Source organism: Streptacidiphilus sp. ASG 303 (genome assembly GCF_020991365.1).
GTDB lineage: Bacteria > Actinomycetota > Actinomycetes > Streptomycetales > Streptomycetaceae > Peterkaempfera.
The window spans coordinates 147,814-168,250 of record NZ_JAJLRA010000001.1 but is presented as its reverse complement, the minus strand read 5'-3'; the positions used below and the strand labels follow the sequence as shown (position 1 = coordinate 168,250).

General features: G+C 77.4%; 20 protein-coding genes and 1 riboswitch. Of the genes, 9 read left to right on the top strand and 11 right to left on the bottom strand.

The features are described from left to right. Positions 1-153: 153 nt before the first annotated feature. Positions 154-954, bottom strand: coding sequence for an SGNH/GDSL hydrolase family protein (locus LO771_RS00790; protein ID WP_230647264.1), 801 nt, complete (start codon positions 952-954; stop codon positions 154-156). A 253-nt stretch (positions 955-1,207) separates the two neighbouring features. Next, positions 1,208-1,271, top strand: a riboswitch (guanidine-III (ykkC-III) riboswitch). 37 nt (positions 1,272-1,308) lie between these two features. Between LO771_RS00790 and sugE the strand changes: the two genes are divergently transcribed. Then, positions 1,309-1,629, top strand: a complete 321-nt coding sequence (sugE, locus tag LO771_RS00785) for a quaternary ammonium compound efflux SMR transporter SugE (protein WP_230647262.1) — start codon at positions 1,309-1,311, stop codon at positions 1,627-1,629. Between the two features lie 118 nt (positions 1,630-1,747). Here sugE and LO771_RS00780 read toward each other — a convergent pair whose 3' ends face one another. Further along, a complete protein-coding gene (locus LO771_RS00780; protein ID WP_230647260.1) occupies positions 1,748-2,278 on the bottom strand; it encodes a gamma carbonic anhydrase family protein in 531 nt (176 codons plus the stop codon). 135 nt (positions 2,279-2,413) lie between these two features. Here LO771_RS00780 and LO771_RS00775 point away from each other — a divergent pair, with 135 nt between their 5' ends. Further along, a complete protein-coding gene (locus LO771_RS00775) occupies positions 2,414-2,845 on the top strand; it encodes a VOC family protein (protein WP_230647258.1) in 432 nt (143 codons plus the stop codon). Between the two features lie 7 nt (positions 2,846-2,852). Then, the gene (locus tag LO771_RS00770) at positions 2,853-3,338 is read left to right on the top strand and encodes an SRPBCC family protein (RefSeq protein WP_230647256.1); all 486 of its coding nucleotides are present in this window, start codon (positions 2,853-2,855) and stop codon (positions 3,336-3,338) included. 343 nt (positions 3,339-3,681) lie between these two features. Here LO771_RS00770 and LO771_RS00765 read toward each other — a convergent pair whose 3' ends face one another. The 3 genes from LO771_RS00765 to LO771_RS00755 form a co-directional block, all read right to left on the bottom strand. Further along, positions 3,682-4,518, bottom strand: coding sequence for a TrmH family RNA methyltransferase (locus tag LO771_RS00765; RefSeq protein WP_230647254.1), 837 nt, complete (start codon positions 4,516-4,518; stop codon positions 3,682-3,684). A 247-nt stretch (positions 4,519-4,765) separates the two neighbouring features. Beyond that, the gene (locus tag LO771_RS00760; protein WP_230647252.1) at positions 4,766-5,509 is read right to left on the bottom strand and encodes a nucleotidyltransferase domain-containing protein; all 744 of its coding nucleotides are present in this window, start codon (positions 5,507-5,509) and stop codon (positions 4,766-4,768) included. Between the two features lie 175 nt (positions 5,510-5,684). Continuing rightward, a complete protein-coding gene (locus LO771_RS00755; RefSeq protein ID WP_230647250.1) occupies positions 5,685-6,095 on the bottom strand; it encodes an SseB family protein in 411 nt (136 codons plus the stop codon). Positions 6,096-6,312: 217 nt separating this feature from the next. Here LO771_RS00755 and LO771_RS00750 point away from each other — a divergent pair, with 217 nt between their 5' ends. From LO771_RS00750 to LO771_RS00735, 4 genes are all read left to right on the top strand, one after another. Beyond that, on the top strand, positions 6,313-7,677 hold the full coding sequence (locus tag LO771_RS00750; protein WP_230647248.1) for an FAD-dependent oxidoreductase: 1,365 nt from the start codon (positions 6,313-6,315) through the stop codon (positions 7,675-7,677). A 260-nt stretch (positions 7,678-7,937) separates the two neighbouring features. Then, complete coding sequence (locus LO771_RS00745) at positions 7,938-8,708, top strand: GntR family transcriptional regulator (protein ID WP_230647918.1); 771 nt, start codon at positions 7,938-7,940, stop codon at positions 8,706-8,708. Between the two features lie 466 nt (positions 8,709-9,174). Then, complete coding sequence (locus tag LO771_RS00740; RefSeq protein WP_230647246.1) at positions 9,175-9,549, top strand: VOC family protein; 375 nt, start codon at positions 9,175-9,177, stop codon at positions 9,547-9,549. Positions 9,550-9,816: 267 nt separating this feature from the next. Beyond that, positions 9,817-10,272: a VOC family protein gene (locus tag LO771_RS00735; RefSeq protein WP_230647244.1), complete on the top strand. Its 456-nt coding sequence runs from the start codon at positions 9,817-9,819 to the stop codon at positions 10,270-10,272. Between the two features lie 139 nt (positions 10,273-10,411). Here the strand turns inward: LO771_RS00735 and LO771_RS00730 are convergent, their stop codons facing one another. After that, entirely contained in the window at positions 10,412-11,575 is a 1,164-nt protein-coding gene (locus tag LO771_RS00730) for an ROK family protein (RefSeq protein ID WP_230647242.1), read from the bottom strand. 190 nt (positions 11,576-11,765) lie between these two features. Continuing rightward, the gene (locus LO771_RS00725; RefSeq protein ID WP_230647240.1) at positions 11,766-13,232 is read right to left on the bottom strand and encodes a PLP-dependent aminotransferase family protein; all 1,467 of its coding nucleotides are present in this window, start codon (positions 13,230-13,232) and stop codon (positions 11,766-11,768) included. Positions 13,233-13,390: 158 nt separating this feature from the next. On the opposite strand from LO771_RS00725, the gene LO771_RS00720 reads away from it, so the two are divergent. Continuing rightward, positions 13,391-14,386 (top strand): DMT family transporter, encoded by a 996-nt coding sequence (locus tag LO771_RS00720; RefSeq protein WP_230647238.1) that lies wholly within the window; start codon positions 13,391-13,393, stop codon positions 14,384-14,386. Here the strand turns inward: LO771_RS00720 and LO771_RS00715 are convergent. From LO771_RS00715 to LO771_RS00705, 3 genes are all read right to left on the bottom strand, one after another. Beyond that, a complete protein-coding gene (locus LO771_RS00715) occupies positions 14,272-14,937 on the bottom strand; it encodes a methyltransferase (protein WP_230647236.1) in 666 nt (221 codons plus the stop codon). The two genes, LO771_RS00720 and LO771_RS00715, sit on opposite strands and share 115 nt — an antisense overlap. Positions 14,938-15,836: 899 nt before the next feature. Continuing rightward, positions 15,837-16,619, bottom strand: a complete 783-nt coding sequence (locus tag LO771_RS00710) for a hypothetical protein (RefSeq protein WP_230647234.1) — start codon at positions 16,617-16,619, stop codon at positions 15,837-15,839. Between the two features lie 118 nt (positions 16,620-16,737). Beyond that, on the bottom strand, positions 16,738-17,736 hold the full coding sequence (locus tag LO771_RS00705) for an aldo/keto reductase (RefSeq protein WP_230647232.1): 999 nt from the start codon (positions 17,734-17,736) through the stop codon (positions 16,738-16,740). Positions 17,737-17,842: 106 nt separating this feature from the next. On the opposite strand from LO771_RS00705, the gene LO771_RS00700 reads away from it, so the two are divergent. Then, positions 17,843-18,730, top strand: coding sequence for a LysR family transcriptional regulator (locus tag LO771_RS00700; protein ID WP_230647230.1), 888 nt, complete (start codon positions 17,843-17,845; stop codon positions 18,728-18,730). A gap of 310 nt (positions 18,731-19,040) precedes the next feature. On the opposite strand, the gene LO771_RS00695 is transcribed toward LO771_RS00700, so the two are convergent. Next, positions 19,041-20,363, bottom strand: coding sequence for a type ISP restriction/modification enzyme (locus LO771_RS00695; protein ID WP_374228019.1), 1,323 nt, complete (start codon positions 20,361-20,363; stop codon positions 19,041-19,043). Between the last annotated feature and the right edge of the window lie 74 nt (positions 20,364-20,437).

The following is a 20,437-nucleotide window of genomic DNA, read 5'->3' as shown; positions in this document are numbered from 1 at the left end:
TCCCCGCCGGGCACGGGACGGCGGACCGGCACCCCGGCGGCCCGGTACCCCGGCCCCGGCGCCGGGGCCGGGGGGCGTCCGCGCGGCCCGGCCGGCCGGCGGCGGACGGTGCCGCCGCCCGGTCCCCCCGTCCCGCCGCGGGGGCGGGCCGGCTCACCCCTCGTACGGGGCCAGCTCCGGCCGCTTGGGTGTGCGGCCGTCGCCCGACGAGCGGCCGGTCAGCCGCCGGACGATCCACGGACCCAGGTGGATGCGCAGCCACCGCAGGTCCGCGCGGAGCCGCGCCCCCCGGCGCGCCGGGGCCGCCGGGGGCAGCGGGGCCCGCCAGTCGAAGGAGGCCGGGAACCCCAGCGCCTGCAGCACCGCCTCGGCCACCCGGCGGTGGCCCTCGGGGGAGAGGTGCAGGCGGTCCTCGTCCCACAGCCGCGGGTCGTCGAAGCAGGGCGCGGAGAAGAGGTCGACCACGACGACCTCCTCGCGCTGCCGCGCCAGCTCCTCCACGAACTCCTTCATCCGCAGGATCGCCGGCAGCAGCCGGGCGCTGCCCTTCAGCCGCCGGGTCGGGTCGGTGCTGGTGAACATCACGACCCGGCGCGGTCCGGCGGACAGCTTCTCCGCCGCCTCGCCCAGCCTCGCCTCCACCACGGCCACGTCGCAGCCCGGCCGCAGCACGTCGTTGAGACCGCCCGCGAGGGTCACCAGCTCCGCACCCATCGCGGCGGCGGCGCCGACCTGCTCGTCGCAGATCTGGCCGATCAGCTTGCCCCGCACCGCCAGGTTGGCGTAGCGGAAGCCGGGGGTCGCGGCGGCGAGGCGGGCGGCGACCAGGTCGGCCCAGCCGCGGTAGCTGCCGTCCGGGTGCAGGTCGTCGCACATGCCCTCGGTGAAGGAGTCGCCGACGGCGACGTAGCTGCGGAAGGCGGGCGCGGGTGCGGGTGCGGTGGTGTTCTCCATGGCGCGGACGATCCTAATGTCCGCCCCGCGGGGCCCCGCCGCCGGACCCCGGCGACCCGGCGGCCCGGCGGCCCGGGAGTCCGTGCCCGACCGGCCCCTGCTCCGGAGGGCCGTGCGCGGACGCCGGGCCGCGTCGGCGGTCCGCACCGGTGCGGACCGGCGGCCCGGCTGCCCGGCGGCCCGGGCCCGGTGACCGGGATCACCGCCCGCCGCCGGTCCCGCCGGGGCCGCAGTGCGGGCACACTGGAGGCGGAGACCGCCCCGGCGGGACCCCCGGACGAGGCGCGCCGTACCCGGTCATGCGAAGACGACGCGGATGTCCGCACGGAATCCGTCTCCGGGAGGTGCCCCGCCATGGCGTGGCTGTACGTCGTCGTCGCCGGTCTGCTCGAGGCCGCCTGGGCCGTCGGGCTCAGGTACACCGAGGGGTTCACCCGCCTCGTCCCCAGCGTCCTCACCGGCGCCGGGATCGTCTCCAGCATGGTCCTGCTCGCGCTCGCCGCCCGGACGCTGCCGGTCGGCACCGCCTACGCGGTCTGGGTCGGCATCGGCGCCACCGGCGCGGCGGTGCTCGGCGTCGTCCTGCTCGGCGAGTCCGCGAGCCCGGCCCGGCTGGCCTTCCTCGCCCTGCTGCTCGTCGCCGTCGTCGGCCTCAAGGCCACGTCCGGGCACTGACGGGCACCGACGGGCCCGACCCTCGGCCCCGGCCCGCGTGCCTCGGCCCGGGGCCGCCGTCCCTGCGGCGGCCCGCGTGCCGAGGCACGCGGGCCGAGGCGCTCCCGGCGCTCCCGGGTCAGCCCTTCCCGAGCGCCTCGCGGTGCGCCCGCGCCAGCAGCAGGTACCCCTCGGCGTTCGCCCGGATCCCGGCCCGCTCCTCCTCGCCCAGCGGCCGCTTCACCTTCGCGGGCACCCCCGCGACCAGGGAGCCCGGCGGGACCTGCATCCCCTGCGGGACCACGGCGCCGGCCGCGACCAGTGAACCCGCGCCGATCCGCGCCCCGTTGAGGACGGTCGCGCCCATCCCCACCAGCACGTCGTCCTCGATGGTGCAGCCGTGCAGCACCGCGTTGTGCCCCACCGAGACCCGCTCGCCCAGGACCGCGGGGAAGGCCGGGTCGGCGTGCACGGTGCAGTTGTCCTGCACGTTCGTGTCCCGCCCGACGGTGATGTCCTCGGCGTCGCCGCGCAGCACCGCGTGGTACCAGACGCTCGCCCCGGCGGCCAGCCGCACCCGGCCCACCACCACCGACGTCGGCGCGGTGAACGCCTCCGGGTCCACCTCCGGCTCCCGGCCCGCCACCGCCGCCACCAGCGCCTCCGCCATGCCCGCTCCTCGCCCTCGCCGCACCGTACGGCCGGGCTCCTGGCGGCCCGGGAGCCCGTACGCTACCGGCCGCCCGGGGAGGCGCCGCGCCGCGCCCCCGGGCGGCTGTCGGTGCCCGCGTCTAGGCTGCGGGGCATGACCGTTCCCGCAAGGATCAGCATCGTCACCCTGGGCGTGTCCGACCTGGAGGCCAGCGCCCGCTTCTACGAGGCCCTGGGCTGGCAGCGGTCCGGTGCCTCCAGCGCGGAGATCGTCTGGTTCCGCACCGCGGACTCCGCCCTCGGCCTCTTCCCGGCGGAGGAGCTGGCGGCGGACGCAGGGGTGCCCTCGGAGCCCGAGTCGGCGTTCCGCGGCGTCACCCTCGCGATCAACCTGGAGGACGACGCCGCCGTCGACCGGGCCATGGAGGGCGCGGTCGCCGCCGGCGCCACCGTCGTCAAGCCGCCGAAGCACACCTCGTGGGGCGGCTACTCCGGCTACTTCGAGGACCCCGACGGGCACCTCTGGGAGCTGGCCCACAACCCCGGCTTCCCCCTCACCGCCGAGGGCCGCCTCGACCTTCCCTGAGGCCGCCGTGGACCCCAACCACTACCGCTTCGCCTCCCGCTGGGAGCTCGCCGCGCCGCCGGGCGACGCCTGGCGGGTGCTGGAGGACGTCCCCCGCTACCCCCTGTGGTGGCCGGAGGTCCGGTCCGTCCGCCGCACCGACGACCGCCGGGGCGTGTTCACGGTCCGCTCGCTGCTCCCGTACGTCCTGGTGTTCGGCGCGGAGCAGGTCCGGCGCGACCCGGCGGCCGGGGTGTTGGAGGCCGCCCTCGACGGGGACCTGTGCGGCTGGTCCCGCTGGACCGTCACGCCCCGGCCCGGCGGCAGCCTCGTCCTCTTCGAGGAGGACGTGCGCCCCGGCAGGCCGCTGATGCGCCGCCTCGCCCTCCCGGCCCGGCCCGCCTTCACGGCCAACCACGCCCTGATGATGCGCAGCGGCCGGCGCGGCCTCGCGGCCTTCCTGGCGGGGTACGCCGCGGGCCGCGCGGACGCCGCCGGACCGCCCGCCGGCTGAACGGGGCCGCGAGCCCCCCTGGTCCGGCCGGGCGGTCGAGCGGGGCCGTCCGGGCCGTCCGGGCCGTCCGCGGCGGCCGGGTGTCGCCGGCGGGTGGTGGCCCGGTGGGCGCGGCCGGGGTCCGACGCCCGGGCCGGGGTCTCCGGAGTCCTCGGGCCGTCGGCGGGCAGGGGCTGCCGTCGCTCAGGCCGCTCGGCCTGCCGGGCCCGGAGCACGTCCGGAGCACGTCAAGGGCGCGTCCGGAGTGCGGCCGTCGAACGGCGGGGCCACGAGGTGGCCGCCGCGATGTACTCGGCGGTCCACGGCCGGGCGGCAGTCGGCGGGACCCGGGCCCGGACGGCGGTCACGCCGAGCGCCTCCGAGCAGCGATCCGCTGCCGGGAGGCCTCGTAGAGCACGGCGGTCGCGGCGTTCGCGGCGTTCAGCGAACTCGCGGCCCCGGTCATCGGGATGGCGACCGTGTGGTCGCACAGGTCCCGCCACGTACTGCTCAGCCCCGTGGTCTCGTTGCCGACCAGCAGCAGGGTCGGCTGGGTGAAGTCGAAGTCGAAGACGTCGCAGTCGCCTTCCTCGTCCGTGCCGACCAGCACGACCGGCGTCCCCTGGGCGCGCTTGGCGTCCACCCACCCGGTCACCTCGGCCGGCGACGGCACCCGGACCGCAGGCAGGGCGAACAGCGACCCGGTGCTGGCCCGCACCGACTTGGAGTCGTACACGTCGGCCGCATGGCCCGAGACGATCAGCCCGTCGGCCCCGAAGGCATCCGCACTGCGGATGATGCTGCCGATGTTCCCCGGGCTCGTCGGCCGGTCGAACAGCACGCCCAGGAAATCGTCCCCCGCGCTGATCCGGTCGAGATCGTCCGCCGGCATCCCCACGACGGCGATCACCTCCGGAACGCTCTCGTTCTTCTCCCCCAGGTCCGCCAGCATGTCCGGTGCCATCGCGATCCGCTCGGTCCTCACCGTGCGGAGGAGTTCCTCCGCCCAGCGCGACAGCTTCCGCCTCCCGTCGTAAAGCAGCGCGTGGATCGGCCAGCCGTGCTCCACGGCGAGGGAGATCGGGCGCACGCCCTGGACGAGGAACTCCCGCGCGCGCGTGCGCTTGCTGCGGTTGGTCAGCAGGGACTCCCACTGCTGGAACCGAGCATTGCGAGACGTCATCCGCTGAGCCGCCGGCACCCGTCCTCCAAGGTGAGCTGAGTCTTACGATGCGCCCCAAGCCTACGGAGTCCGCACCGGCGCATCCCGGGGGCTGCACGGGGCCGGCAGCCGGGAGCCGTCCGGGGCGGCGCCTCGACGCGCAGCGCGTGCTTCGGGGGCGGCAGTCCTCCTGGCGCCCCGGCCATGGCGGCAGAAGCACGGGGGCCGGGGCCGCAGCGCCGCCCGATGCGCCCTCCGCGGCCCGCCCCGAGGAGGACGGCGCCGGTCAGGGCGGCGTCGCGGGCCGGGGCGGAAGGGGCCGGACCCGGCCCGGGCACCTGCGGGCGTACCCCGCCCACAGCGGGCCGCCCGCCCGGTCCAGGACCTCCTCCACCACGTCCGCCAGGCGGCCGGACCGCCCCGCGGCCGCCTCGGCCGCCGCCTGCGCCAGCCGGTCGTGCAGCGACGGGTCCGCCTCCGCGAGCCGCCGCGACAGCCACGTGCCGCTGCCCAGCCAGTGCCCCCGCGCCAGCAGGGCGAACTCCGACGCCCGCAGCAGCAGCGCCGCCGCCAGGTACGCCTGCTCGCGGGTGTCGGCGCACCCCCGCAGGTCGTCCAGCAGGTCGGTGAGCACGTACCGGTGGTCGTCCAGCACGTCGGCCGGCACCGGCGGCGGACCGGCCGCGAACCGCTCCCGCGCCTCGGCCTGCAGGGCGGCCCCCAGGCCGTCCGCGTCCACGAGCAGCACCCCCTCGGCGCACATCGCCAGCAGCGGGGAGCGGCGCGCCGCCGTCTCCCGCTCGGCGAAGGCCCGCCAGTCCTGCTCCGTCTGCACGAACAGCTCCACCGGCCACCCCCGGTGCACCAGGCTCTCCCGGAAGGGGGCGGGCGGCCCGGCGAGCAGGACCACGACGTCCAGGTCGGAGGTGGGGGTGCGGCGCGCGGTCAGGACGCTCCCCGCCAGGAAGGCCGCCCTGGCCTGCGGGAAGCGGGTGCGGACGATCTCCTGCGCGGTCTCCAGGGGTTCCATGGGCGCAGTCTGCCGACGTCGGGGGGCGCGCGTCCCCCGGTTTTCCGTTCGTCCCCGCTCCTGTCCCCCCTCCTGCTCCCGCCCGGACCGGGGGGACCGGGGGCGGGCACGGACGCGGGGGGGGGCGGCACCCGGCACGGTGCCGCCCCCCGCCGCGCGTGGCCGCGGGCCGCCCTCAGGCGCCCGCGAGCGCCGGGAGGGCCTTGACGTTGTCGGCCGTCAGGTTGAGCGCGTCCGGCGAGCCGGGGTCCACGGCCAGGCACAGGTCGTCCGAGGGCCAGCCCCCGCCCAGCGCCGACATCGGCACGTTGCGGTACTGCCGCACGTCCGGCATGGCCGCCGCGAGCGTCGCCTCCGAGGTGAAGACCGGCACCAGGCGGGTGCCGTCCTGCTGCTCGTAGACGGGCAGCTGGACGACCTGCGGATCGCTCTCGCCGCCCTCGTCGGCCACCGGCAGCAGCACCTCGCTCTGCGCCAGCGTCGTCATCGCGGCCTGCTGGTCGCCGCCCGTGGCGATCGCGTGCAGGGCCTCCGCTCCGGGCACGTGCCCTTCGGAGGCGGGGGTGCCGGCGGTGTTCTCCGTCATGGTCTCTTCCTCCCTGGGGATTCCGGTACAAGGACCTCGGGTACCCGAGCCGTCCGGTCGCATGCGTACGGACTCCGCCGGATCCCGTGACGCCCGTCACCCGCCGCCCGTGCCCGGCCGTGTCGCCGCCCCCGCACCGGTCCGGCGGCCTAGGGTCGTGGCGCGGCCGGCGGGTGGGACGGTGCCCCCGGCGCACTGCGGAGAAGGAGCGGACGGCATGGCGGAGCGGCTGGTCGTCATCGGCGGAGACGCGGCGGGCATGACCGCCGCCTCCCAGGCGCGCCGCCGCCGCGGCGACCTGGAGGTCGTCGCCGTGGAACGGGGGCGCACCGCCTCCTACTCGGCCTGCGGCATCCCCTACTGGATCGGCGGGGACGTGTCCGCCGAGGACGCCCTGATCGCCCGCACCCCCGAGGAGCACCGCGCACGCGGCATCGACCTGCGGCTGCGCACCGAGGCCGTCGAGATCGACCCGGACCGCGGCCGGGTCCGGGTCCGCGACCTGGACGGCGACGGCGGCGGCGGGCAGTGGCTGGGCTACGACCACCTGGTGGTCGCCACCGGGGCCGAGCCGGTGCGCCCGCCCGTCCCCGGCATCGGCGCGCCGGGCGTGCACGGCGTGCAGACCCTCGACGACGGCCGGGAGCTGATCGCCGCGCTGGACCGCGACTGCCGCCGGGCCGTGGTGGTCGGCGCCGGGTACATCGGCGTCGAGATGGCCGAGGCCCTGGTCCGCCGCGGTCTGGAGGTCACCGTGGTGGACCGGGCCGAGCAGCCCATGGCGACCCTCGACCCCGACATGGGACGCATGGTCCACGAGGCGATGGAGGGCATGGGCATCGACGTCGTCACCGGCGCCGAGGTCACCGGGGTGCTGCTGGACGGGGACGGCCGCGCCCGCGCCGTGGCCACCGCGGACGCCGAGTACCCGGCGGACGTCGTCGTCCTCGGCCTGGGCGTGCGCCCCCGCACCGGACTGGCCCGCGAGGCGGGCCTCCCGCTGGGCGCCCACGGCGGCCTCGTCACCGACCTGGCGATGCGGGTGCGCGGCGCCGAGCGCGTCTGGGCGGGCGGCGACTGCGTGGAGGTCCTCAACCTGGTCTCCGGCCGTCTCGCCCACATCCCCCTCGGCACCCACGCCAACAAGCACGGCCTGGTCATCGGGACCAACATCGGCGGCGGCTACGCGACCTTCCCGGGCGTGGTCGGCACGGCCGTCAGCAAGGTCTGCTCCCTGGAGATCGCCCGCACCGGGCTGCGGGAGCGGGACGCCCGCGAGGCCGGCCTGCAGTTCACCACGGCGGTGGTGGAGTCCACCAGCCGCGCCGGCTACCACCCGGGCGCGGCGCCGATGACCGTCAAGGCCATCGCCGAGCTGCGCACCGGGCGGCTCCTCGGCATGCAGATCGTCGGTCGGGAGGGCGCGGCCAAGCGGATCGACACCGCCGCCGTGGCGATCACCGCCCGGATGACCGTCGAGCAGATGACCGCCCTGGACCTCGGCTACGCGCCGCCGTTCTCCCCGGTCTGGGACCCGGTGCTGGTCGCCGCCCGCAAGGCCGCGGCCGCCCTGTCCGCCTGACGGCCGCCCGGGCCTGCCACCTGCGGACCCGCCCGCCCGGTCCGCGGGTCCGCCCCGCCTTCCGGCCTGCCGCCGGGCGGCCGCCCGGTGCCGCCCGCGCGGCCCGCCCCCTGCGGTCCGCCCCGGCGGCCCGCCGCGGCCACATTGGTCTTGACCATCTCCCCACGGGCGCCCTACTGTCCCTTACTGCAAACACCTTTAATAAAGAAGGACGCGAAAAGGCCCGTCCGCGGCCCGGCCGTCCAGGGGTGGAGGACATGGTGGGGACCACGGGGCACGAACCTGCACCGGAGCCCAAGTACTGGCACCTGCGCACCGTGCTGCTGCGCGCCATCGACTCCGAGTTCGCCACCGGCGAGGTCATCCCCAACGAGCGGGAGCTCGCCGCCCGCTTCGGCGTCGCCCGCGCGACCCTGCGCCAGGCCCTGGACCAGCTGGAGCTGGAGGGCCGGCTGGTCCGCCGCCGCGGCATCGGCACCCTCGTCGCCGCCCCCCGCACGGCCGTGCCGGTCCGCCCCGCGGAGGAGAGCTGGCCCGGTACCGAGGACGCCGCCTGGCGGATCGTCGGCTGCACCACCGCCGCGCCCGCCCCGAAGCTGGCCGAGGCCCTCGGCATCCCCGCCGACGAGCCCGTCCACACCGTCCGGCGGGTCCGGTCGACGGGCGGCCAGGCGGTCGGCACCGAGGTGCTCCACGTGCCCGACTCCGCCGTGCCCCACCTGCCCGGCTTCGCCGCCGACACCGGGCGCGGCCGCTCCGTACTGCGCCAGCTCCAGCGGCTGGAGCTGGCGGGGGAGTCGCGTGCGGTGGAGCTCGGCGTGGCCGAGGCCGAGGAGGCCCGGCTGCTGCAGCGGCCGCCGGGCACGCCCGTCCTGGTCGTCACCACCCAGTACGCCGCCGGCGGCCGCATCGCCGCGCTCGCCGTCTCCACCTACCGGGCCGACACCTGCCGGCTCACCTTCGGCGAGACCGGCCTGGTCGAGGTCGCCCCGGTGGGCGCCGCCCTCTCCGAGGTCCGTACGGCCTCCTGACGCTCCGTCGCAAGACTGCCCCCCGTCGCTGTTCCGGCCCGCTCGACCTCCGACCGCTCGACCTCCGACCGCGCGAGGGCAGGGCCCGGTGGCAGGCAGGACCCGCCGACCGCGGGCGGCGTGCGGCCGCCACGGCGGCACGGCGGCACGGTGCGCCTGCCCGCCGCCCCCGGCCCGGCCGCCGACGGGATCCCTGCCGGAGCAGTGGACCTCGTGCCGGGTCATGGATGCGTGACGAGCCGTTCGGCAGCCGGCCGCTGTGCTGTTGTCGCAGCCGAGACGATCAAGTAGGGTCACCTGACATGAACACCGGACCGGCGTCACGCCACTCACGGATCGGCTGTCCGGTGGAGGGCTGACCGCCCGCTGGGTGCGGAGAAGGCACCCCGATCGGGCACGTGGACCTCCCGGCGCTCGCGCACTGCGAATCCGTTCTCCGTGTCGAGCAACAGCGAGGTCAAGCCGTATGACAGCCACGTTCAACCACACCATCATCGCCGCCAGGGACCGCAACGAGTCGGCCCGCTTCTTCCGGGAGCTGCTGGAGCTTCCGGAAGCACCGTCCTGGGGGCCGTTCACCAACGTCCGGCTCGACGACGGGGTGCTGCTCCAGTTCGCCGAGCCGCCGGTGGAGATCCAGATGCAGCACTACGCGTTCCTGGTCGACGATGCACTGTTCGACCGGGCGTACCGGCGGCTGTGCGACCGCGGCATCGAGCACTGGGCGGACCCGCAGATGCGGCGGCCCGGTGAGACCAACGACGAGCACGGCGGTCGCGGGGTGTACTTCAAGGACCCCGCCGGTCACGCGGTCGAGCTGATCACCCGCCCGTACCTGTGACCGCGGGGAGGCCCGGCCGGGCGCCCGGAACACGGCGCCCGGCCGGGCGGTCGCCGCGGCGGCCCCGCCGGTCCGGCGTTCCGCAGCGACCGTGCAGGCCGGCCCCGCCCTCCGCGCCCTCGACGCGGGGCGGCGTGGCGATCACCGGACCGGCGATGAGGGGCGGGCCGCCGGTGCCTGTTGCACACGTGGATCCTTCTGGTCGAGGGGGCGGCCGGGCAGGCGCGGGGAAAGGCATCTGTCAGCCCCGTCTGGCAGGCTCCGGGCATGGAGATGACGCTGCAACTGACCGTCGACTGCGCCGACCCGCGGAGACTGGTGGCGTTCTGGAGCGAGGCCCTCGGATACGTGCCCGAAGCCCCACCGGGAGGCCATGCCACGTGGCGGGACTACTGGGTGGCCTCGGGGGTGCCCGACGAGGAACTGCCGGCCGGTGCCGGGGACACGCCGGAATCGATCGTCGATCCGACCGGGCAGAGGCCGCGCGTGTGGTTCCAGCAGGTCCCGGAACCCAAGACCGCCAAGAACCGGATCCACTTCGACCTGAAGGTCGGCGGCGGACGCGACGTCCCGGTGGCCGTGCGCAGGCAGCGCGTGGCCGCCGAGGTGGAACGGCTGGTCAGAGCCGGTGCCACGGTGGTGCGGACCACGGATGAGCCGGACAGCGGCCACTGTGCCGTCCTGCTGCGGGACCCGGAGGACAACGAGTTCTGCGTCGTCTAGGAACTCCGGGAGCCGGTGCGGCCGCGCCGGTCGCCGCCACGCGTCGACGGCTTCGACCGGCACGGCTGCGCCACGGGGGACGGCGGACCTGCCGTCCCCCGTGGCGGACAGGGGGACAGGGCGCCCGCCCGTGCCCCGCTCAGCTCCGGTCGCCCCCCGCGGCGGCGGGCTCCAGCGCGAAGAGCTGGGCCTCCACCCGGTCCAGGGCCACCCGCAGCGCGCCCGTGGCGATGACCTCCTCGCCCAGCGCCGACAGGGCGACCTCCGGCGGCCTGAGGCAGAACCGGCCCAGCTGCTCCCGCAGCGGCTCCAGCACCCCGTCCAGGCCCGCCGCCCAGCCGCCCACCACGACGACCTGCGGGTCGATCGCCAGCACCAGCGCCGCCACGTCGTGGACCAGCCGCCGCAGGAAGCGGTCCCGGGCGCCCCGCGCCACCGCGTCGCCCTCCCGGGCCAGCCGGAGCACCCGGGCGACCGCGGCCTCGTCCAGCGGGTCCAGGGGCGTGTCCGTGAGGGACAGCAGCCGTTCCGGCGACGCCTCCCGGCCCAGCAGGTGCAGGGCGCCGATCTCGCCCGCCGCCCCGCCGAAGCCGCGGTGCAGCCGTCCGCCGATCAGCGACCCGGCGCCGGGGCTGAGCCCCGCCAGGACGAAGACCACGTCGTCCATGCCCGCCGCCGAGCCCCGCCAGTGCTCGGCGATCGCCCCGAGGTTCGCGTCGTTCTCCACCAGGACCGGGCAGCGGAACCAGCCCCGCAGCCGGGCGCCCAGTTCCAGCCCGGTCCAGCCCGGCATCGCCGTGCCCAGCCGCACCGTCCCCTCCGTGTCGAGGATGCCCGGCGTGCCGACGCCGACCGCCCACAGCGCCTCCCGGGTCACCCCGGCCCGGCGCAGCAGCTCGTCCACGACCTCCCGGAGGGCGGACAGCCGTGCGTCGGCCCCCAGCGCCTCGTCCACCGGACGCGCGCAGCCGCCCGTGATGCGGCCGGTGAGGTCCGCGAGGACGGCCCGCACCGTGTGGGCGCCGATCTCCGCGCCCAGCACGCGGCCCGCCTCGGCCCGGAACCGGAACCGGCGCGCCGGCCGCCCCCGCTGCCGCGCGCCGTCCGGCGCCTGCTCGACCTCGGCGACCAGCCCGGCCCCGGACAGGTCCTCGATGACCCCCTCGACCGTCGGCCGGGACAGCCCCGTGTCACCCGCCAGACGGGTGAGGGTGAGGGCCTGGCCGTCGCGCAGCGCGCGCAGCGTCACCGCGGAGTTGATCCGGCGCAGCAGCGAGGAGTCGCCTCCCGTGAGCCGATCCACCGCACCGCCCTTCCGCCGAGCCCGACAGCACCGCCCCGGCGTCCCGGTACCGGCGGCGTGAGCGGATCGTACCGGCGCCCCCGCGGCCTGGCGACCGTCGCCGCAGCTCACCGCCGCTTCGGTACCGAAAGGTGAGCGGACCGGGACCTCCCCGGCACCCGGGCCGTCCCGGCCGCCCCCGCATCCGCCGTCACCTCCCGGACCGTCCCCGCAGGGCCTCCGCCACCGCCGCCACCGCCCCTTCGATCTCCGCGGGCGCCAGGTGCGGGTACCCCAGGACGAACCGGGCCGGTCCGGTGCCGCCGCCGGGGGAGGGCTGCGGAACCGGCAGCCGCCAGTCGTCCAGCGGCCGCAGCCGCACGCCCGCCCGGGCGGCCGCGCCGGTGACCTCCCGCTGCGTGCCGTACCGCTCGGGGAAGGCGGCGACCAGGTGCAGCCCCGCCGCCACCCCCGAGACCCGCACGTCCGGCAGGTGGCGTCCCAGCGCACCGGTCAGGGCGTCCCGCCGCTGCCGGTAGCGCCGCTGGCACAGCCGCAGCTGCCGGTCGTACCGCCCCGAGCGCACGAACCCGGCGAACGCCGCCTGCTCCGGCACCGCGTTGCCCAGGTCGGCCACCCGCTTCGCCTCCACCACCTCCGCGAGCAGCCCCGGCGGCGGCACCAGCCACCCCAGCCGCAGGCCCGGCGCCAGCGACTTGCTCACCGAGCCGGTGTACGCCACCAGTCCGGGGTCCAGGCCCTGCAGCGCCCCCACCGGGGCCCGGTCGTACCGGAAGTCGCCGTCGTAGTCGTCCTCCACCACCAGCCCGCCGCACCCCCGGGCCCACCCCAGCAGCGCCGCCCGCTGCGCCGGCCCCAGCGCCGCGCCCAGCGGGAACTGGTGGGCGGGCGTCACCACGGCGGCCCTCGCCCCGGACCGCGCCAGCGCCTCCAGGTCCGGGCCGCCGTCACCGACCGGCAGCGGCACGCACCGCAGCCCGGCCGCCCCGAACAGGGAGACCTCGCCGGGACTGCCGGGGTCCTCCAGCGCCACGCTCCGGTGCCCCCGCGCGTGCAGCACGCGGCCCAGCAGCGTGAGCGCCTGCGCCACGCCGGAGCAGACCACCAGGCCCTCCGGCGCGACCGCGACACCGCGGCGCCGGGCCAGCAGCTCGGCCAGCGCCTCCCGCAGCTCCGGCAGCCCCTGGGGGTCGGGGTAGTCCAGCGCCGTGTGCGGCAACCGGTCCAGCGCGTCGCGCACCGCCCCCTTCCAGGCCGCGCGCGGGAACGCCGACAGGTCCGCCAGGCCGGGCCGGAAGTCCACCGCGGCCGCCCGCGGCGCGGCCTCCCGGCCCGGGGCGGCGGTCCGCTCCCGCCGTGCGGGCAGCTCCGCCACCCAGGTGCCCGCCCCCGGACGGCTCGTCAGGTACCCCTCCGCGAGCAGCTGCCCGTACGCCTCCGTGACCAGTCCGCGCGACACGCCCAGGTCCCGGGCCAGCTCCCGGCTGGACGGCAGGAGCGTGCCCGCCGCCAGCCGCCCCGACCGGACCGCCTCCCGGAAGGCGGCCTGCAGCACCTGGCCGCGCCGCCGGACGGGCGCACCCGCCGCGGGCAGCAGCAGCTCCCACGCCGCGCCCGGCCACCCGCCCGCACCCGTACCCGTACCCGCGTCCCCCATCGCCCCTCCGCCGCCCGCCGGCACCCACCGGCCCCACCCGTCCGCCAGAACCGGTCCACGGGAACCGGCCCGCGGGAACCGGCCCACGGGAACCGGTCCACGAAACGGAGCCCGGACCGGACCTCGTCGCGGACCGCCCGCCCCGCCAGCATCGGATCATGGATTCCCCGAACGCCGCCCGCAACGGCGCCCTGCTCGCCGCCGTCGCCACCCTCGCCGTCGGCAGCTCCTTCACCGCCGGCAGCGTGCTCTCCCACTACCCCGTCCTCGGCGGCCAGGCCCTGCGCTACGGCGCGGCGGCCCTGCTGCTCGGCGCCCTCGCCGCCCGCCGGGGCGGCCGCCCCCTGCGGACCCTGCGCGGGCTCACCGCCCGCGAGTGGGCCCGGCTCGCCGTGCTCGCCGCCACCGGCATGGTCGGCTTCAACGCCGCCGTCCTCGCCGCCGAGCGCCACGCCGAACCCGCCGTCCCCGGGGTGGTGGTGGGCTGCGCGCCGCTCGTCCTCGCGGTGCTCGGCCCGCTGCTCGCCGGACGCCGCCCCTCCGCCCGGCTCGCCGCGGCCGGGGCGCTGGTCGCCGGGGGAGCGGCGGTGGTCCAGGGGCTCGGCCGCACCGACACGGCGGGCCTGCTGCTCTCGCTCCTCGCCCTCGCCGGGGAGGTGGCGTTCGCCCTGGTGGCGGTCCCGCTGCTGGGCGTGCTCGGCCCGGTCCTGACGTCCGCCGCGGCGTGCGCCGCGGCCGCCGGGGAGGCGGGGCTGTCGGCGGCGGTCCTCGACGGAGGGGCGGCGCTGAGGGTGCCCACGGCGGCGGAGGCGGCCGCCCTCGCCTGGTACACGCTGCCGGTGACCGTCCTGGCCTTCTGCTGCTGGTACACCGCCGTGCAGCGGCTCGGGGCGGAGCGGGCGGGCCTGTTCTCCGGACTCGTCCCGGTCGCCGCGGCCCTGTCCGCCCCCCTCGCCGGCGCCGGCGTCCTCGGGCCCGCGCAGCTCGCGGGCACCGGCCTGGTGTCGGCCGGGGTGCTGCTCGGATCGCTGACGGAGCGTCAGCGGCCGGTCAGGCGCCAGACGGTGGTCGTCTTGACCTCCCGGTCCTCCAGGTCGGCCTCCACCGGCACCTCGTGCACCGAGACCGCCTCGAACCGCTCCCGGGGCAGGTAGGCCCGTCCCGGGTCGCCCACCAGGACCAGGGCGCCCCGCCGGTGCGCCCGCTCCAGGAACGGCAGCACCCGCTCCGCCATCGGCCGCTCGTAGAAGACGTCCCCGGCGAGCACCACCTCGGCGCCCTCCCCGTCGCCGTCCAGCAGGTCGCCGAGCCGGGCCTCCACCCGGACCCCGTTCAGCGCCGCGTTGAGCCCGACGGCGGCCGCCGCGAACCGGTCCACGTCGCTGGCGGCCACCGGGCCCGCCCCCGCCAGCGCCGCCGCCACCGCCACCAGGCCCGAACCGGACGCCAGGTCCAGCACGGACCGTCCGGCGACGGCCTCCGGCCGGTCCAGGAGGTGCCGGGCCAGCGCCTGCCCGCCCGCCCAGGCGAACGCCCAGAACGGCGGCGGCATCCGCACCCCGGCCTGCGCCGACTCCGTCAGCTCCCACAGCCCGATCGCCTCGGCCGCCTGGTGCAGCCGCACCTCCGGCACGTACCGCACGGCGGTGACCCGGGTGTGCGCCCGCACGAACTCCTCCGCCCGCACGAACTCCTCCGGCCGCACGGGGTCCCCGGGCCGTACGGGGCCGTCCGTCCGCGCCTCCCCGCCCGCCCGTGTGCCCGCCCGTATGTCCGCTGGGGTCCCGACCGTCTCCGCCACGCGCCCTCCAGCACCGCAGGTCTGCCTGCGGCCGACCCTACAGCCCTCCCGCCGCATCCCCGCGCCCCGCTTCCCGCCGCGGGGCCCGGCACCGCGTGCTGCGCCTCGTGCGGTCCCGGTGCAGGTCCGACGCCGTGATCACCACACCCGCGGCTGTGGTCATCCCGCCTCGGCGCGGGTCGACCACGGTTTCCGTCACCCCCACTCCGACCTGTCGGCCAGGCGGCGGTGCCACCAGAGCTGTGTGCGCCACTGGCGCCGGTGCGCGAACGGGTCCGGCGCAAGAACGCCGCATCCAGAGGCCTCACGAGCCGGCCGAGCTCGGCACGGGCTCGTTCCGGCAGCCTCTCCAGGACCTCCTCCAGCACGTCGCGTGCGTGCCTGACGTCGTCGAAGGAGCACCAGGTGCACGAGCAGGACGACTCCCGCGGGTACAGCGGACGCCTGCCCGGCGGTTGGAGGAACGCGCGGTACCGCCGCAGTGCTTCGTCGGTGGCGCCCGGGTGGACGGGGAAGCCGCCGCTCAGGTGCTCGACCCGGTGCACGGCCAGGCTCGCCCCGGTGGAGAGTCCATGAATCCGGAACGGCGGGGTCGGCCCCCAGACACGGGGGACCGGCTGCTCGGCGCGCAGTGCGCGTGGCCGTCTACGCGGCATCGGCCTTTCGACACTCGATCACGGGAGCCATGATGCCGGGCGGTCATGCCCTGCTGCACCCGGTTTCCGACGTCCGTCACAGCGGCCGGAGGCCATGGGGTCGGTCACGGGACGCCCCTCGGTGGTCAAGCCGTTCGAGGCGATCTCCTACCCCCAGGCCTGCACGTCGCCCTTTTTGGAAACCCTGTAGTAGTAGACCGTCGACAGCTCGAGTTCGAACACCATTCCATGCTTCCCGCGGATCCCCGCCACCGTCTGCCCGGCCGGCTCGCGCAGGCACCGCACGACAGGCGGGTCGTGCATCGTGCACGGCCTCGGCTCCTCAACCAGTCTTCTCCGGCTGCTGCGCACGGTGTCCCAGGACAGGGTCTGCCCTGAAGCCGACACCTGGGTTGTCTCCGACGCGTCCGGCCCCACCGGGTTCGGGCCGAGGCCGCGGTAGTGGTCGACGAGGCGCCTGCGGACATGGTCGTGCTCGAACGGGATGGTCTGCCCGGAAGCCCCTGTTTCGGAGGCGTCGTGGTCGCCGGCGGTGAAGACACCGTCCAGGACGTCGGCGATCCGGCGCGGATCGGCGCCGTAGTAGGCGGTGACCACCATGCTGCAGCGGATCCTGTACTGGTCGTCGCCGGTCGGGAAGAACAGCTCCCTCGCCTGCCCCCCTGCGCACAGGTCGTTCACCGCGACCAGGCCGAGGGTGAGGGGCGTGTGCTCGTCGTAGGCACGCACGACGGCCCGCAGGCGGTCCTCGGCCGCCTGCCGGGCCTGCCGGGCCTGTGTGCTGCCCGCCAGCCTGCGCACCTCCTCCGGGCTCGTGGCGCGGTCCCGGGAGGTGCAGGCGTAGATCGCGAAGACGAAGAGGAGGCTGAAGAGGCGCCCGGCGGTGTCACGCAGCTTGGACGCGGCAGCCACCGCCCGTGTCACCGTCATGTGTCCATTGTCGCGCGACGGTTGGCGGATTTCATCCACGCGTACGCACAGGGGGCCGGGGCGCCCGTGCTGGGTGTCCCCGACCCCGTGCGGCCGCGGCCGGCGGGGCGCGGTCCGCTCAGCCGCCGAGCACCGCGCCGGCGCCCTCGGGGGCGAACCGGCCCAGCGCCCCGTCGATCCGGGCCAGGGTGTCGGGGTGCAGCTCCACCCGCGCGGCGGCGAGGTTCTCGGCGATGTGGCCGGGGGTGCGGCTGCCCGGGATGGGGACGACGTGCTCGTCCTGGTGGAGCAGCCAGGCCAGGGCCAGCTGCGCCGGGGTGAGCCCGAGGTCGGCGGCGATGCCGCGCAGCGGTGCGTAGCGGTCGTGGTTCGTCCGGAGGTTGGCCGGGTCGAAGCGGGGGAGGTTGCGGCGGAAGTCGTCCTCGGCGACCTCCTGCACGGTGCCGGTGAGGAAGCCTCCGCCGAGCGGGCCCCAGGCGACCAGGCCGACGCCGAGCTCGCGGGCGGCCGCGTGCAGCCCGGGGTCGACCGGCTGCCACATCGACCACTGCACCTGGACGGCCGCGACCGGGTGGACGGCGTGCGCCCTGCGCAGCTGGTCGGCGGTGACGTTGGACAGGCCGAGGTGTCGCACCAGCCCGTCGGAGACCAGGTCGGCGACGGCGCCGACGGTGTCCTCGATCGGGACCTGCGGGTCGGGGAAGTGCGGGTAGTACAGGTCGATGACGTCCGTCTCCAGGTTGCGCAGCGACTGCTCGGCGTAGCCGCGCACGTACCTCGGCTCGGCGTTGACGGCCAGCTCCCCGAAGGCGTAGGAGACCGGGAACCGGTGCGCCTGCGCGCCCTCGGGGATGCGGAAGCCGAACTTGGTGGCGACCACCGCCTCCTCGCGCCGGCCGCGCAGCGCCCGGCCGACGATCCGCTCGTTGTGGCCGTCGGCGCCGTAGCCGTCGGCGGTGTCGACCAGGGTGACGCCCTCGTCGAGGGCGGCGTGCAGGGCGGCGACCGCGCGCCGGTCGTCGACCTCCCCGTACATGCCGGGCGACAGGACCATCGCGCCGAATCCGATCGCGGAGGTCCCGAGGTCCGCCAGGCGGCGGACGGGCAGCGTGGCCATGGTGCTCTCCCGTGGGTCAGGGGTGCGGGCCGGGGTCCCGGCCGTGCCTCCACCCTCCGCCCCCGTCGGCCGCGGCGTCCAAGACCTCTTGCTATAACCGTCGGATATGGACGTCCATCTCCGTGACCTCAGGTACTTCGTGGCGGTGGCCGAGGAGCTGCACTTCACCCGGGCGGCGGAGCGGCTCTACGTCTCCCAGCCCGCGCTGTCGAAGCAGATCCGGGTGCTGGAGCGGCAGCTGGGCTTCCCGCTGTTCGACCGGCGCCCGGGCGGGCCGGTGCTCACCGCCCAGGGGGAGGCACTGCTCCCCCGCGCCAGGGAGCTGCTGGCGGCCTGGCAGGACGCGCTCGGGGCGGCACGGGCGGCCGGGCCCGCCGTCGCGCTCACCGTGGGCATGCAGACCGCGGTGGGCCGGGACGTGCAGCGCGACGTGCTCAGCGGCTTCCGCGACCGCGGCTGGCGGATCACCCTGCGGCTGGTGCCCTGGGAGGACCCCAGCGCGGGACTGGCCGACGGCACCTCCGACCTGGCCTTCGTCTGGCTGCCGCTGCCCGGTGCGGGCCTCGCGACCCGCACCCTGGCGCGGGAGCGGCGGTGGGTCGCGCTTCCCGCGGGGCACCGCCTGGCGGACCGGTCCGAGGTCGACTTCGCCGAGCTCGACGACGAGCCGTTCGTCGCCCTGCCGCGCAGCGCGGGCCCGCTGCGGGACTTCTGGCTGGCGACGGAGGCCCGCGGCGGCCGGGAACCGCGGGTCGGCGCCGAGGCCGCCTCGCCCGACGAGGTCTTCGAGGCGGTGGTCTCCGGTCAGGGCGTGGTGCTGATCGCGGAGGGCAACGTCGGCCTGTACCGGCGCTCCGACCTCGTCTACCGGCCGGTCCGGGGGCTGCCCGCGGCCGAACTGGCCATCGCCTGGCGCGCCGACGACCACCGGCCGGAGGTGGCCGAACTGGTCGCCGCCCTCACCCGCGGCGGCCACCCGCAGCCGGGCGGCTGAGCCGCTCCCGCCGCCCGCCGCCGGCCGCCGGCCGTCGGCCGCCGGCCGCCGGCCGCCGGCCATGGGCCGGGGCCGGAAGCGGCCGTGAGGAGCCCTGCGGCTCCGGGCGGACGGCCCGGCACGCGGAGGCGGGCGCTCCGCGGTTGCGGCAGCCGCCGGACGCCGTGCCCGGACGGCGGCGACGGTCCCGACGTCCGGCCCGTCGGGCCCGGCCCGTCCCGTCCGGCCCGTCCGGTTTGATCGACTGTCCTGTCCTGTTCTGTCCCGTCCTGTCCTGTCCGGCCCGCCCGGGCCCACCCGCGACATGCCGTCAGAGCAGGGCGAACTGCCCCTCCGGGCCCTCCTCCAGGTGCGCCAGCACCGAGGCGGGCCGCGCCGCCCAGTCCGGGGCGGGCAGCACCCCGGCGGCGCGCAGGGCGGCGGCGCCGAGCCGGGGCGCGGCGGCCAGGTCGCGGACCAGCTCGGCCTGGGCGCCGTGCAGGCCGGCGAGCAGGGCCAGCACGGTCGCCAGGTCGGTCAGCTCGGTGGTCCACGTCCGGGGCCAGGACGCCGGGCGGACGGCCTCCAGGGAGCCGTGCGCGGGTGCGTCCGCGCCGGGCCGGGGGGCCGCCCGCCCGGCGAACCAGGTCTCCAGCACCCGCTCCCCGCCGACGCGGTACTCCCACGCCGAGGCGGGCACCGGCGCGATCCGGCCGTCGCCGAGCAGCAGCGCCTCCTCCTCGGCGTCGTACGCGAGCGCCGCCGGGAAGCCGGCCGGGGTGTCCGGGACCGGCCTGCGGACGAACGGCCGCCGCCCGCCCGGCATGCGCGGCCGCCCGGCGGGCCGCCCGTCGGCCGGGTCGGTGCACCGCTCCCCGAACGTGCTCAGCCACACCACCTCCCGCCCGAGGGCCGTCCCCCGGCGCCACAGCCCGGGGTCGTCGGGCAGCGGGACGACCACGGCGCCCGCGCCCGCCCGCCCCGGGGCCTCCGGCGCGGCGGGGTGGCAGGCGACGGCCGCCGTCCAGGCGGCCACGTCCCCGGCGGCCACCGCGCAGCCGAACCGCGCCGCGAGCAGGTCGGTGAGGCCGGGGGCGAGGTTGGGTTCGGCGGCGCCGGGCCTGCGGTACAGGGGGCGCACCGGCCCGCGGCCGGGGGAGCGGTGCCCGTCGGGCAGCTCGGCGCCGAACACCAGCGCCGGTCCCGGCCGCTCCTGCACCACGGCGAAGAGCTGTCCGCCGTCGGCGACCCGCCACAGCTCGGGCCGGGCGGCGTCGAGCAGCCGGTGGTCCGGCAGCAGCCACTGCCGGTCGAAGGCGCCGTGCCGGACCGGCTCCGGCTCCGGGCAGGGCCCGGCCTCGCGGGCCAGCCGCACGGTGGAGGCGGCGCGGCCGGGCAGCTGGGCGACGGCGCTGCGCAGCGTGCGGGAGCGGCTGGGCCGGAACAGGGCGGCCCGCTCCTCCCCGGCGGCGCCGATCAGGCGGCGCCAGCGTGCCCGCAGGGTCTCCGGGTCGGGGGAGCGCACCCAGTCGCGGCCGGTGCGCAGGGCGGGCACGGACCAGGGCATCAGGTCGGACAGCAGGGGGTCGCCGTCCCAGGGGCCGGGCGCGCCGCCGCTGCGGCCGCGCTTCGCCGGCCGGGCCCTGTCCGCCACGCGTGCGCCCTCCTCCGCCCGGCCGCCCTCCGCCTCTCCCGTCCCCGGCATGGTACCGAGGGGCGGGGCACGGC